Below are 15,967 nucleotides of genomic sequence, written 5' to 3'. Positions count from 1 at the left end.
AGAGCCGTTACTAAATAATTTTTTATTTAGTAACGGCTCTTTATTTTTAAATATTTCCATAATTGTTTTTTTGAGTATTTATAATATCTTTTACAAGCTTAAATAAAAATGCCCAACTTATTGGAATAATTATATAAATTAACATTGGATATTTTTCTACATAAGGGCTGTTCCATATTGCGTGAAGTAAAAATGGCAATATTATCCAAAAATATGATAGATATTCTTTTCTTTTTTCTTTATAAAAAATTAAATAACCTACACCTGTAGTTAAAAATGCATTAAATATCCAGTGACCGGCAAATGCTGAACTAAATCTTGAAAGTACTTCTGAAAAAATATTTTTACCCTCGATCATTGCTCCCAATATATATGCATAGTCTTCTGAAAATTGATAGCCTAATCCGACACCGATACCAACAAGTAAAATATTAAATATATCTTTTATATTAAATATGTATATTATAATTAATGCTAATGTAAGCTTAAAACCTTCTTCTACAATTACAGGTACAATACTTGGCCCCCATGTATCCATAAACTGTTTATTTTTTATTATTCCTGAAAGTATATCATGAAATTTTATGTTTGCAATTCCGGACCAGTGAGAAATTACAAAAAAGCCAAAGAAAATACTTATTAGGAAATAACTAAATTTTAATTTATATTTTTTTGCAGCTATGTATGACATGATTGCCAGTGGTGCTATGTAAATACCAAAACTTAAAATTGCTAGAAAAAAACTAGACAAATTAGTATTTGATTTTATAAGAGTATCAAATATTAAATATTCTTCTTTGATTCGAATAAAAGACAAAACACTTATAATTAACAATAAAATTTTTCTTATCATATATCCTCCAATATATTTATAATGATTATAAAATAAATATATTGAAAAAATATGTTTAAATTATGTTTGATATAGCGACTTTTCTATATTGCATGATTAGACTTTTTTATAGGATTTGCATTTTTAAAATCATGGGGAAGATTTGCTTGTTTTACTTCCCAATGAATTACAAATGTTAGTACAACTCTTAAAACTACAATTATACCTAATATAATCAATTCATTTAAATCTCTAACTATGACGGTTTTTATAATTTCTGAACCCAGTTTAAACTCAAGTCCGAGAGCTAAAGCTTCGCCTAAGATTATCTTGGTTCTATTTTCTCTTAAATCAAATTTGTGTTTTGCAAAATTATAAAGAGCCGCCAAACTTCCAAATGCGATTATGGCGATTCCGATAAGTTCTAAAGCTGTAATTATAATTGGAGCAACAGTTGATAAAATATTATGTAGTATTTGTTCCATTTTTTCCCCCTAATATATAATACACTAACTAATATATAATACACTAATTTTAACATATAACTTTATTGTTAAAAAGTTTTTCACGAAATATTTTTGTGCTATAATTTTTTCGTAAAATATATTAGGTTCTACGATTTTAGAAATAATTGAAAGAGGTATAATTATGAAAATTAAAAATAAGTCTAAAGTGTTATTAGTCCTTATGGCTGGGCTGGTTACACCATTTAACCAAGGATTTGTAAATCTTAATAGGCCTGTATATGCAGAAAGTTTGCAAAGAATTAGTAATCAGGAATCAATTGTGATAGAAGATAATGATAAAAATAAATTTATAGAAGATGTACAAAGTGAGATGAAATCTTCAAATTTTGAAAATGTAAATGTGTATATATTGGGAAATGCCTCAGTTATATATAAAGAAAATTTGCCGAAAGATCAGATTTCAAGCATTTTAGAGGACAAATATAAATTTGTTAAACTAAATGGAAAAGCAATTCACGGCATGGCTTTGTTTATAATGAAAAAAGAAGATAGGCTTGTAAAAAATATAGATGAATATAATAAAATAATGGATGAAAGATTAAAAAATATATCAGAATTTAAAGATATAGTTATACATACAACCTTTCCTATTAAAGATAAAGATTTTATAGAAGTTAGATTAAATGCTGCTGGACTTTCTATGGGAAGGGGTATAAAACACATTGGAATAAACGGTGTTAATATATATACCAGAAATTTGAATATTGATAATAAATTTGCCTTTGATTTAAATATAAATAATAAAGAGCAATATCTTAAAAATATTAATTTGAATTTGGATAGAATAAAGCAAAATGATGAAGCTATAAAGAAGATAATTCTCGAAGCAGGTTCCAATGAAGAGGGTATAGACGATAGAGAAAAAATAATAAGATTTATACTTCAAGCAGGTAAAAGTACTGTTTATGATAGAGAAGCATATTATAATGATGATAGATTATTATATTATTCCGCTTCTGATCTTTTTTCTGTTACAGAAAGACACAAGGCGATGTGTTTAGGATTCTCTACTTTTGCAGCAAGAGGATTGAATTTAATGGGTATACCCGCTTATGTTATAGAAGGTAGAAACTATAATGGAGAAGCTCATGCCACTACAAGAGCTTTTTATAATAAAAAATGGCATGTTCTTGATTTAACAGCTTCAATAGGCTCACTTCCAAGTTATACGAGAGATATGTTTTCTGATGATGAAGACCTATATGCGGTAGTTGATTCTAATAATAAAACGGAATATTATGAAAATAAGTTTATGCATGTAAATAAAGAATTTGAAGATTGGATTATTAATTATAACTCTAAGGACATTTTATTATTAAATAAAGACGCAGCCTTAAGATCAAGGATACCGGCAAATGATTTAACATGGTATAGTAAAGAACATGTAGATAAATTAGTTGCAGAATATGAAGAAGTAATTAAAATCGAAAATGAAGAATGGTTTAAAAAACATGATTTAGCATCGAAGGTATTACTTACACCTAAATCATATTATGAAAAATTATTAAAAAATCAAAAAAACGGTAAAGTTGAATTGGATCATTATAAGAAACTTGTAAATGCCTTAAATTACACAAAAGACTATTTTAGAATTGAATGCGAGAAACTAAAAGTTCATTTGCCTGAAGTATTTAAGGAAAATACTAAAATGCCATATCAAGGAAATAAAGAAAATATAGAAAAGGGTAATTTGAATAAAGATTTTAACTCTGAAAATGAAGATAAATTATTAAAAAACAAGTGGATTTATAAAAATGGAGATTACTATTATATAGATAATTACGGTAAAAAGTTAAAAAATAAATGGCGAGGAAATTATTATTTAAAAAGTGATGGAAAGATGGCGAAATCCGAGTGGATATTTGATAAAGAGTATGATTCTTACTATTATTTATTGAATGACGGAAAATATGCAAAAAATAAATGGCAAGGAAATTATTATTTGAAAAATAATGGAAAAATGGCAAAATCTGAGTGGATATTTGATAAAGATTATGATTCTTACTATTATTTATTGAATGACGGAAAATATGCAAAAAATAAATGGCAAGGAAATTATTATTTGAAAAATAATGGAAAAATGGCAAAATCTGAGTGGATATTTGATAAAGATTATGATTCTTACTATTATTTATTGAATGACGGAAAATATGCAAAAAATAAATGGCAAGGAAATTATTATTTAAAAAGTGATGGAAAGATGGCGAAATCCGAGTGGATATTTGACAAGGATTATGATTCTTACTATTATTTATTGAATGACGGAAAATATGCAAAAAATAAATGGCAAGGAAATTATTATTTAAAAAGTGATGGAAAGATGGTGAAATCCGAGTGGATTGGAAAATATCATGTAGATAATTTTGGAAAGTGGGATAAAACAAAGTAATTTAAATTTTGATTATCCATTTAAGCAATATTTGATTTATTGTATAGATGGATAATTTTTATTTTAAAATTCATAATTATATTATGGAGATTTAATATATAGTTTAGTAAATAAATTTAAATATATTTTACATGAATTGTCGAGGGAAGCCGAGCTCGCATTACCTGTAAATCGAAGAAATATTTGAGATACATGAAATTGCGGCACAGGCAATACCTGTAAATGAAAGAAAATTTTGTTATACATGAGCACCGCCCTGCCATTACCTGTAAATCGAAGAAATATTTGAGATACATGAAATTTCGGCACAGGCAATACCTGTAAATGAAAGAAAATTTTGTTATACATGAGCACCGCCCTGCCATTACCTGTAAATCGAAGAAATATTTGAGATACATGAAATTTCGGCTCCGCCATTACCTGTAATATTGAAAAATAATTGCAGTACATGAATTGTCGAGGGTAGCCGAGCTCACATTACCTGTAAATCGAGGAAATATTTGAGATACATGAAATTGCGGCACAGGCAATACCTGTAAATGAAAGAAAATTTTGTTATACATGAGAACCGCCCTGCCATTACCTGTAAATCGAAAGAATATTTGAGATACATGAAATTTCGCCTCCGCCATTACCTGTAATATTGAAAAATAATTGCAGTACATGAATTGTCGAGGGTAGCCGAGCTCGCATTACTTGTAAATCGAGGAAATATTTGAGATACATGAAATTGCGGCACAGGCAATACCTGTAAATGAAAGAAAATTTTGTTATACATGAGCACCGCCCTGCCATTACCTGTAAATCGAAGAAATATTTGAGATACATGAAATTTCGCCTCCGCCATTACCTGTAATATTGAAAAATAATTGCAGTACATGAATTGTCGAGGGTAGCCGAGCTCACATTACCTGTAAATCGAAGGAATATTTGAGATACATGAAATTGCGGCACAGGCAATACCTGTAAATGAAAGAAAATTTTGTTATACATGAGCACCGCCCTGCCATTACCTGTAAATCGAGGAAATATTTGAGATACATGAAATTGCGGCTCCGCCATTACCTGTAATATTGAAAAATAATTGCAGTACATGAATTGTCGAGGGCATCCGGACTAACATTACCTGTAAATCGAAGGAATATTTGATATAAATGAAATTCCGCCTCAGCCATTACCTGTAATATTGAAAAATAATTGCAGTACATGAATTGTCGAGGGCAGCCGAACTAACATTACCTGTAAATCGAAAGAATATTTGAGATACATGAAATTGCGGCACAGGCAATACCTGTAAATGAAAGAAAATTTTGTTATACATGAGCACCGCCCTGCCATTACCTGTAAATCGAAGGAATATTTGATATAAATGAAATTCCGCCTCCGCCAGTAGCTGTAAATTCAAAAAATATATTTAACTATAATGTTAATTGCTTTTGAAACATTTACAACATTAAATATGAATGATATAGCTGTTTCTAAAGAATTTTGGATACAACAAAATGGTAAGTGATATTATAAATATAATGATCAAATAAAAAATACTGATTGAAAGAAAAAGATAAAGGGTATTATCTTGATCTAAAAAAAGGAGATATGAAAAGTGGATGGGTAATAGGAGATATTATCCAGATAAATAAAATGAAAATGTGATTCAAGGAAGGTTTATTATAAGGGGGAAATTGTATAAAACAATATTTTAGGTATTCTAATTCATTTTCAATTTGTAATGCAATTTCATTTGATAAAATTGTTAGTTGATCGTCTGAAATTTTTTCAGGTTCAATAGTTAAGAGTAAAAGTCTAGTTAACTTTGATGAAGAGTAAAGAGTATTAAGTAAAAATCATATTATAAGATAAAGCAGTTCGTGGTGGTTATAAAAAAAGAATTTTACTACTTTATGGATAAATTAGGGGTATCTTTAGAATTGAAATTATGTTATGTAAGAAGTAAAATGCATTTTTGGAATTTACTATATACAGCCGGTAAATGAATGTAGATGTATGTGGGATTATACATTGAAAACTCTAATAATTAATATAGTTGTAAATCATTTTTTTTGATAATAGATAAGTTTTTTTAGAAGAAGGTATATAGAAAATATTCTTATTTTAATAATCTGCGAGAATAATATGTTTTACACAGTTATAAAAACAGTGGTATTGTGGCAAAAGATGAATCGAGATTGGAATATATTTAACTTTCAATTTGAAGATGCTCTAACAAAACTGTTTGGATTCGCATATTTTGAAGTTGTTATTCTTGAAACAATAAGTAGTAGAAAAATTAAAGAAATATTGGCAAAAATAACAACACGAGATGGGATAAATATCAAGTTAGGGTAAAGGCTAATGGTAACCATTTGGCTTCTGAAATTCTAGAAATAGAAAAAAATAAGTAATTACTAGTGTATTTACTTTGAATTTTAATTAATAAATTTGTTATAAAAATATTTTAATTGTAATAAATGTTTTTTTATAGTAACATGTATATGTAGGAGTCTACTCCTACTAAAAATAAATTGATGAAAGGGGACAATTTATGGAAAATTTAATAGGAAAAAAATTAGAAGAATTTGAAGTTCCAGCATATGCGAACGAAGATTTTACAACAGTTACAGATAAAGATTTAGAAGGAAAATGGTCAATTTTGTTCTTCTATCCGGGAGACTTTACATTTGTGTGCCCAACAGAATTACAAGATTTACAAAACCATTATGAAAAATTAAAATCATTGGGAGTTGAAGTATACAGTGTTTCAACAGATAGCGAATTTGTTCATAAAGCATGGAAAGACGAGTCAGTAGCAGTTAAGGGAGTACAATATCCAATGCTATCAGATAGAGCATTTGTTTTATCAAGAATGTTAGGAGTGTTAAAGGAAAAAGACGGACAATCATTAAGAGGTTCATTTGTAATTAATCCTGAAAATGAAATTGTAGCTTATGAAATTCACTCTGATGGTATCGGTAGAGATGCTAGCGAATTGGTGAGAAAAGTTGAAGCAGCTCAATTTGTTGCAACATATGGAGATAAAGTATGTCCGGCAGCATGGCATCCGGGAGATGATACATTAACACCTGGAAAAGATTTAGTAGGTAAAATTTAATAAATAAATTTTAATAGAGCTTGTTGCAAAATAATGAAAGCATTATTTTGTAACGGCTCTTTTTTTTGATATTATTTTTAATTTTGAATAAAAAATGTTCAATATTCAGAATAGGTTTTCATATATTTTTATGGTAATATAAAAAAGAAAGTTTATGTTTTTATATCTTAAATAAAATACATAGTCTATACTAAGTGGAGGGATTATGCTAAATAAAAAATACTTGAATATTAATCGAAATTGGAAATTTAAGGAAAGTGATATATTAGAAATTGAAGATTTAACAGAAAAAGAAATTTCTGATTTTACGGAAGTGGACTTGCCACATGATTGGAGCATATATAAAGATTTTAACCAAAAGTCATTATCAAGAAATGAAGGGGGATTACTTGATGGCGGCACTGCATGGTATGTAAAAAAAATAAATATTGATGAGTCATTTGCAAATAAAAATATTTTCATAAAATTTGGCGGAGTTTATATGGACTCATATATTTATGTAAATGGGAGTTTAGTTGGAAATTATCCATTTGGATATAACACATTTACATATGATTTAACAGAATATTTGTATTATGGAGAAAATACTATAGCTGTAAAAGTTACAAATATGCAACCTTCATCAAGATGGTATTCAGGCTCGGGAATTTATAGAAATGTAGATTTGATATTAAGAGAAAAAATATATATTAAAAATAATGGAATTGTAATTTCAACGCCAAATTTAAAATATAATCAAGAAAACGTTGAAACAAAAATTGAAGTAAAACTATTTAATTCCTCAAATTATGAAGAAAATATAAAGATTAAATTTAACCTATTTGATGCAAATGGAAAAGAGGTTAAAAATTTAGAAGTTTCAAAAAAAATAGGAAATAAGTCAGTATTAATGATTAATGAAACTATGGTAGTTGAAAAACCTAAACTATGGGATATAGATAATCCTAATTTATATTACCTAAAAACTCAAATTTATATAAATGAAGAGTTAATTGATGAGGAGTTTACAAGATTTGGTTATAGATACTATTCGTGGACAAGAGAAGATGGTTTTTCACTTAATGGGAAATATTTAAAGTTTCATGGAGTTTGTTTGCATCATGACAATGGAGCGTTGGGAGCGGAATTGTATGAGCAGGCAGATAGAAGAAAACTTCAAATCATGAAAGATATGGGAGTGAATGCGATACGTACTTCTCACAATCCGCAATCTGAACAATTTATTAAACTATGTAATGAAATGGGATTTTTAGTACAAGAGGAAGCTTTTGATACATGGTTTGGAAATAGAAAAAAAGAATATGACTACAATAGGTTTTTTAATAAATTATCGACACATCCGGATGCAAATGATGGAGAAATTTGGGCGGAATTTGATATTAAAAACATGGTTAGAAGAGATATTAACAGTCCGTCGATTATAATGTGGTCGATTGGAAATGAAATTTTTGAAACTGAGCAACCTTATGGTGTTAGTCAAGCTCGAAACTTAATTAAATGGATAAAAGAAATTGATGAAAGTAGATACGTTACAATCGGAGAAAATTCTTTGATATGGAATAGAAATGAAGAAGCCCATCATGTTAAAATTGCAGGAATGCTTGATACGGTTGGATTAAATTATAACGAAGATGGCTCTGATGAATTATTTGAAAGATATACGGATTGGATTTTGTATGGAGCGGAAACATCATCCGCAGTAAAAAGTAGGGGAATATATTATAATCCGCAAATTAGAGATTCAATTGCTACCGGAAATTCAAATAAACCGGATAGAATGTATCAAATGTCAGACTACGGAAATGACAGAGTAGGATGGGGGAAAACTGCTATTGATTCATGGATTCATGATAGAGATAGAAAATATTATGCGGGACAATTTATATGGACGGGATTTGATTATATAGGAGAGCCAACACCATGGCACAATGAGGAAGATTTGGGTGCACCGGTTAAATCATCATTTTTTGGCATTGTTGATACGGCAGGATTGCCAAAGATGGACTATTATTTCTATCAATCTCAATGGTTCAGTAAAAATGATAAAAAAGTAGTTAAGATTTTTCCTCATTGGAATTTTGAAGACAAATGTCTATTAAAAAAACAAGGTACGGACCTTAAAAGAGATGATAATTTGATTCCGGTAAGAGTATATTCAAATATTGAAAAAATAGAGCTTTTCTTAAATGGAAAATCATTAGGAGAAAAAGAATTCAATAAAAAAACTACAGATTATGGATTTGAATATCTAGAAGGAGAAACAAAAAGAGATTTATATTTACAGTGGCTTGTTCCATTTGAAAAAGGGAAATTAGAAGCAATTGCAAAAGATGAATATGGAAACGAAATTGCCAGAGATGAAGTGATGACATCTGAAAAACCTAAAAAAGTGAAATTATCAGTAGATGAAAATTTACAAAAATGCGATTTAGTATATGTGAGATTTGATATTATTGACGAAAATGAAAATATTGTACCATATGCAAATAATTTAGTTGAATTTGAAGTAACAGGCAATGCAGAAATATTAGGTGTTGACAATGGAGATGCAGCATCTCAGGAAAGATATAAATCACAAAATGATGGTAGATGGATCAGAAAAGCATTTAGTGGCTCCGGTATGGTAATAATTCAAATGAAATCAGAAGGTATGGCTATTTTAAAAGCAAAATCTGAAAATCTTGAAAGTGCAGAAATAGAATTATCATTAAATCCTAAAAATATAACATTTATTGAAAATGAAATTTCACAGTTAGGAAGCAAAATTTTTAATATTGCTGATGGAAAAGTTATAGAAACTAAGGATATTGTATTGTCAATGCAAAAAGGTCAAGAATTGCATTTACCTGAAAAAGTTAGAGTTATATTAGAAAATAAATTTAATTGTTATGAAAATGTAGAGTGGAATTTTGAAGATTTGTCAAATATTAAAGACCTAGGTAAATATCAAGTAAATGGTAAAACTCAAAGTGGCGAAAATGTAATTGCAAATATAAATGTAAATGATTTTGTTTCTGTTGAAAACTTTAGCTTTGCATTTAGAAAAGGGACAAAAAAACCAAGATTGCCAAAATATGCTACAGTTTATAATACTTCCGGAGATATGAGAAAATTACGTGTAATTAAGTGGATTGATGAAAATACAAATGAAGAAGTAGATTTTAATAGTTTAGAAAATACAGATAATTTATTATTACATGGAATTTTGGAAAATTCAGATTTTATTTCAAAATTAAATATTAGATTTGTTGAAAACAATGATGCTAGTGTAATTTCCAGTTATAATTATGCCAGATCATGGAATGGTTCGGAAATACCGGCAGGAATCGCATCATTTACATCAGATTTAGATTATACATTATCAACAACAAAAGCATTAAATAATGAAATAGTTTCATATGATGACACATATATTGACAGATGGACAAATATTTCTAAAGAAAAGAGAAGTGAAGATTGGGCAGGGATATTATTTGGACTTGCAGGAGAATTTGAACAACATCAAATTAATAAAGTAGAAGTGTTTTTCTTTGAAGATAATGAAGTGTCCGTACCAAAAGAATATAAATTAGAATATTATGTTCCTGAAAAAATTTCATTTCCTAAGGATTATCAAAATATTCAATCATTAGAACATGAACTGGCAGATGATAATAATTGGAGGGAAATTTCAAATTATACTGAAACTATTGGCGAAAGAGAAAAATTCAAGATTTTTGAATTTGAAGATGTGCTTACACATGCTATAAGAGTAAAAATGATTGCTCAAGATGATAAAGCGATTGGAATTACAGAAATTAAAGCATATGGTAAAGAAGTAAAAGAATTGGATGATTATGAGTTAAAAATTTTAGTCGATGGTAAAATCCTACAATTTGAGAAAGAGAAGATAATTTATGAGATTTCTAAAGATATAAAGGAAATAATTGTAGAAGCTACAAATAATGCGGCAATTACTAAAATACCGGGAATTACGGAAAATGATGATATAACATATATAGTTAAATCAGAAAATAAATTAATGGAAAACAAATATATTTTAAGGAGAAAAAATGATTAAATACGAAATATATCCTATTCCTCAAGAAATAGAATATTTTGAAGGACAGCTTAGCTTAAATGTTGAATTTAATTTAATATTAAACGAAAAAGTTGATGAAGTTAATAAAAATAAAATTGAAAAACTTTTAAGTTCGAAGAAAATAAATTTATCTGACAATGCAAATAAATTAATAATATTGGAATTTTCAGATAATTTAATAAATCACGATGAATATCAATTAGAAATTTCTACAAATGAAATTAAAATTATCGCTAAAGATAACGATGCTTTATTCTATGGAATTCAAACATTAGAAGCTATATTTGAACAATCAAAAAATGATATAAATAAATTAAAAATTTCAGATTATGCTTCAATTAAGTACAGAGGGATAATTGAGGGGTTTTATGGGATTCCATGGTCATGGGAAAATAAAAAAGAATTATTAAGATTCGGCTCTAAATTTAAAAATAATTTATTCATTTTTGCTCCAAAAGATGATCCGTATCATAGAGAAAAATGGTATGAATTATATCCTGAAAAAGAATTAAATTTATTGGGAGAAATGGCAAAATTAGGAAATGAGTATAAAAATAGATTTGTTTATACAATTTCTCCATTTAAGAAAGAATCAAATCCGATTAGCAAAGAAAATTTTGAAGAATCAGTAAGTATTCTTATTGAAAAATTTGAACAATTATATTCAGTAGGAGTAAAACAATTTGGAGTATTGGGTGATGATGTTGGAAAGCTTCCTAATTCAGTTGTTGTAGATGTTATGAATAGATTATCAGCTTGGTCAAAAGAAAAAGGAGATGTAAAAGACTTCTTGTATTGTCCTGCTTCATACGTATTGACATGGGCATGGGATGCTCAAGAATTAAATGCGTATACAGAAGGATTTCCTGAAGATGTACACATTTTCTTTACAGGAAAAGAAACATGTTCACCTGTAAATAAAGCTGATGTTGACAAATTAAAAACCAAAGAAATTGATGAAGCACATGGAGGCACAGGCAAAGAAAGAAGAGATCCATTTTTCTGGCTAAATTGGCCTGTAAATGACATTGATATAAATTATAGAAAATTATACATGGGTAAAGGTGAATTGCTTTATAAAGACGTTGACAATATAGTTGGGCTTGTAACAAATCCAATGCAAGAAGCAAATGCTTCAAAAGTGGCAATTTTTGCAGTTTCTGATTATTCATGGAATATTAAATCTTTTGATTGTGAAAAGTCATGGAATGATTCATTTAAATATATAGATAAATTTGCCTTTGAAGAATTAAAGACGATTGCAGCACATATGGCAAATCAAAATGAAAAAGGTATACAAGAGTTAGAAGAGTCGGAAGATTTTAAAGAGTTGCAATTTGAATTTAATAAGGCAATGGATAATGCTCTAGTTTCAGAGGTTAAAGATGTATTAGGAAAAATAAAACCTAAATTTGAGTTTTTAGTTAAAACGGTAGATAGATATTTTGCAAAATCAAAAGAAGTAAAATTAATTAAAGAAGTAAAACCGTATTTTGATGCGTTTAGAGAATTGTTATTATCAGGTGTTTACTATATTGATTCGTTTGGTGCATTAGAAGAAGGTCAAAAAGAAATTGGATTAAAATTGTATGATAATGCACGATATTATAATGAAAAATACGCATATCATTCAATTGATGCTGACCCTAAATCAAATAGATTTATGAAAAAATCAGAAACATCAACACTTAGAATCAATCCTATTATCACAAGATTAAAAGAGTATTTGGATAAGATTTTTGCAAAAAGAAGTAATCTTTCGCATGCAGAAAAAATATTTTATAGAGGTTTAGATAATTCGAAATCATATAGAATTCCTGCGTTGTTGGAAACTAAAGAAGGTACATTGCTTGCATTTGCGGATAAGAGAAATGAACACCAATATGATTGGGGAAATATAGACCTTGTGGTAAGAAGAAAAGAAAAGGGACAAAAAGTATTTTCAAAAAATTTAGTTATTATAGATCCTGTAGATCAGGATGGTGGAGAAATGCCACCATATGTAACATGGCCTGTAGATTTGGATATAGGGGATAAATCTGCATTTACAATTGATCCGGTTGTATTGCAGTCAAATTCCGGTAAAATATTTGCATTTGTAACTGCATTTCCACAATCAAAAGGATTTTTCTCGATTAGAGAATCCGGAAACGGTTATGTAGAAGTTGAAGGCAATAAATATCTAGAATTATTTGATAAAGAAGAAAACAGATATTATGTAAAAGATTCTAAAGTTTATACACTTAAAGGAGAACTAACAGAATTTACAGTTAAAAAAGATGAAATTCAGCCATTTCATGAGAACGGAGATTTATATAAGGGTAGTGTAAAAGTTGGAAATATATTTTTGATGAATAGTGAATTATTTATACAGCAAACATCACATATTTTGATGACCTGTTCTGAAGATGATGGAAAAACATGGTCATATCCTATTGATTTAAATCCGCAAGTTAAAGAATCATGGATGAAATTTATGGGGGTGGCACCCGGAAGAGGAATAACATTAAAATCTGGTAGGATTATATTTCCTGCATATTTTACAAATGAGTATACAAGACAAAATACGTGTTTAGTTTATTCTGATGATGACGGTAAAACATGGCATAGAAGTCAATCAGTTAATGAAAATAGAAAAATTGAAGATGAAATATTAAATGATAAAGAAGAATATAATTATTTTTATCAAACCAGCGAATCACAACTTGTACAGTTAGATAATGGAGATATCAAAGTATTTGTTAGAAATCAATTTCATGGAAAACCTGTACACATTCAAATTGCAACAAGTAAGGATAATGGTGAAACATTTGAATCCGAATTGGTAGATGTAAATTTTGAATCACAATCAAATTGTCAATTGTCGGTTGTACATACACATTATCAAGATAAAGAGTACGTATTGGTTTCATCGCCATCATCAGCTCATTCAAACGAAAGATTTAATGGAAGAATATATATCGGGGAAGTTAGTGATACTGGAGAAATTAACTTTGTAAATTCAAAATATATTTCATTTGGAATGTTTTGGTATTCATCAATGGAAAAATTTGGTAATAAATTTGCGATTATGTATGAGGGTGGTGACAGCTTGATGCATAATGATATGGATATAATGTATAGAGAATTTAATTGGGAATATCTATTAGAAAATGAAGAAACATTAAGATATGAAATTTATCCTGTACCAAAACATTTAGAATACAGATACAGATCGACCTATTTGAATAAAACATTTGAATTAAACTTTGGTGAAGGTATCTCGGATTATAATAAATTAAAGTTAAATGAGATTATAGACGAATTAAATTTTGATGTTACAGAAGATTCATCAATAAAAGTAAACTTAAAATTAGATGAAAGTTTAGAAAAATTTGATCAATACACAATTGAAATAGAAGAAAATATAATTAATATTTCCGCTCAAAGTAATGACGCATTGTATTATTCATATATGACACTTTTACAAATATTTGAACAAAATTCTAAATTTGTAAGAAATTTATATATAAATGATTACGCTACTCAAAAAATTAGAGGAACAATTGAAGGGTACTATGGAATACCTTATTCAACAGAGCTTCGTAAGGATGTGATGGAATTTTCATCAAAAATAAAAGCAAATGTATTTATATATGCTCCAAAAGATGACCCATATCACAGAGAAAAATGGTTTGAACCATATCCTGCAAAGGAACTTGAAGATTTTAAAATGTTGGGAGAATTGGGAAATAAAATTAAAACAAGATTTGTTTGGACGATTTCACCATTTAAAAAAGAATGCAATCCAATTAATGAGGAATCATTTGAAGAAAATATTAAATTATTACTTGCAAAATTGGATCAGGTTTATGAAATAGGTTTAAGACAATTTGGAGTTTTAGGTGACGATGTGGGAGCATTACCTAAAGAAGTTGTTGTTAAAGTAATGAACAGAGTTAATGAATGGGCTAAGTCCAAAAAAGATAAAATTTATGATTTTGTATTTGTTCCGGAAGGTTATGTATTAGCTGATTGGGGATTTAGACCTGATGAACTGGATTTGTATTCAAGTGAGTTTCCTGATAATGTCCAAATAATGTTTACAGGAGATAATACTTGTGCACCAATTACACAAAAATCAGTTATAGATTTTAAAAATAGAGAAATAAAGCGTGGAGAAAGAAGAGATCCTCTATTTTGGTTAAATTGGCCGGTAAATGATATTGATAGAACCTCATATAGAAGATTATTTATGGGTAAAGGAGAAATGCTTGAACCCGGCACAAAAGGACTTGTAGGTTCACTTACAAATCCATTAGAAGAAGGGTACGCATCACTTGTTGCATTATTTGCAATAGCTGACTATTCTTGGAATACAGAAGATTTTTATGCACAAAAATCATGGGAGGCGTCATTTAAGTATATTGATGAAAATGTTTCAGATGAACTTTATGAAATTTGCAAGCACATGTCAAATACAGATGCATCAGGCACAAATTCTGATAACGGTGGTATATCTAATTTAGAAGAATCAGAAGAATTAAAAACATTTATCGAAAACTTTGAAGAAACATTTGAATCCGATAATATTTTTGAATACAGATATAATTTATATAAATTAAAGAGAGAATATTTTAATATATATGAATCTATAGAAAAATATTACAAAAATTTCTCAAATTCAAAATTAGCAGTTCAAATTAAGCCTTATGTATTGAATTTAAGGGATAAATCAAAAGCTGCATTTAATTTTATTTTTGCAATAGAATTAATCAAAAAGAATGAATTAGAAAAAGCAAAAGAAAAATTTGAAATAGGTAAGAAATTACTGAAAGATAGCAAAAAGTATGAAGTATTTACAAAAACATCAGAGTTTCCTGCTAAAAATTTAAAGGCGGTGTCAGGCACTTACAGAATTGATAAAAACATTGCTCAAATTGTTGAATTTTTGACAAAAACTCTTAAATAGCTAAATTATAAAGATGAAATTATTTTCATAAAATAATTTCATCTTTACTGTTTTATGAATATATCTTCAAAAATTTGC

Annotated in this window: 7 protein-coding genes; 5 read left to right on the top strand and 2 right to left on the bottom strand. The window is 28.2% G+C overall.

The genetic code is table 11. From position 1 onward, the window contains the following. Positions 1-46: 46 nt before the first annotated feature. Both EQF90_RS05950 and EQF90_RS05945 read right to left on the bottom strand, forming a co-directional pair. On the bottom strand, positions 47-853 hold the full coding sequence (locus tag EQF90_RS05950; protein WP_134711988.1) for a PrsW family glutamic-type intramembrane protease: 807 nt from the start codon (positions 851-853) through the stop codon (positions 47-49). Positions 854-936: 83 nt separating this feature from the next. Beyond that, on the bottom strand, positions 937-1,317 hold the full coding sequence (locus EQF90_RS05945; RefSeq protein WP_245152902.1) for a DUF1622 domain-containing protein: 381 nt from the start codon (positions 1,315-1,317) through the stop codon (positions 937-939). A gap of 163 nt (positions 1,318-1,480) precedes the next feature. Here EQF90_RS05945 and EQF90_RS05940 point away from each other — a divergent pair, with 163 nt between their 5' ends. From EQF90_RS05940 to EQF90_RS05920, 5 genes are all read left to right on the top strand, one after another. After that, positions 1,481-3,748, top strand: coding sequence for an N-acetylmuramoyl-L-alanine amidase family protein (locus EQF90_RS05940; RefSeq protein WP_134711987.1), 2,268 nt, complete (start codon positions 1,481-1,483; stop codon positions 3,746-3,748). 2,133 nt (positions 3,749-5,881) lie between these two features. Beyond that, positions 5,882-6,094 (top strand): hypothetical protein, encoded by a 213-nt coding sequence (locus tag EQF90_RS05935; protein ID WP_134711986.1) that lies wholly within the window; start codon positions 5,882-5,884, stop codon positions 6,092-6,094. A gap of 196 nt (positions 6,095-6,290) precedes the next feature. Beyond that, positions 6,291-6,857: a redoxin domain-containing protein gene (locus EQF90_RS05930; protein WP_134711985.1), complete on the top strand. Its 567-nt coding sequence runs from the start codon at positions 6,291-6,293 to the stop codon at positions 6,855-6,857. Positions 6,858-7,062: 205 nt separating this feature from the next. Beyond that, complete coding sequence (locus tag EQF90_RS05925) at positions 7,063-10,917, top strand: glycoside hydrolase family 2 TIM barrel-domain containing protein (RefSeq protein ID WP_134711984.1); 3,855 nt, start codon at positions 7,063-7,065, stop codon at positions 10,915-10,917. Further along, on the top strand, positions 10,910-15,889 hold the full coding sequence (locus tag EQF90_RS05920; protein ID WP_134711983.1) for a beta-N-acetylglucosaminidase domain-containing protein: 4,980 nt from the start codon (positions 10,910-10,912) through the stop codon (positions 15,887-15,889). Before EQF90_RS05925 ends, EQF90_RS05920 begins: the two co-directional genes overlap by 8 nt. The last annotated feature ends 78 nt before the right edge of the window (positions 15,890-15,967 follow it).

It is taken from the genome of Helcococcus ovis (assembly GCF_004524775.2).
Classification (GTDB): Bacteria; Bacillota; Clostridia; order Tissierellales; family Peptoniphilaceae; genus Helcococcus; species Helcococcus ovis.
Note: the sequence above shows the minus strand (reverse complement) of the source record. Positions and strands in the feature narration are given on the sequence as shown.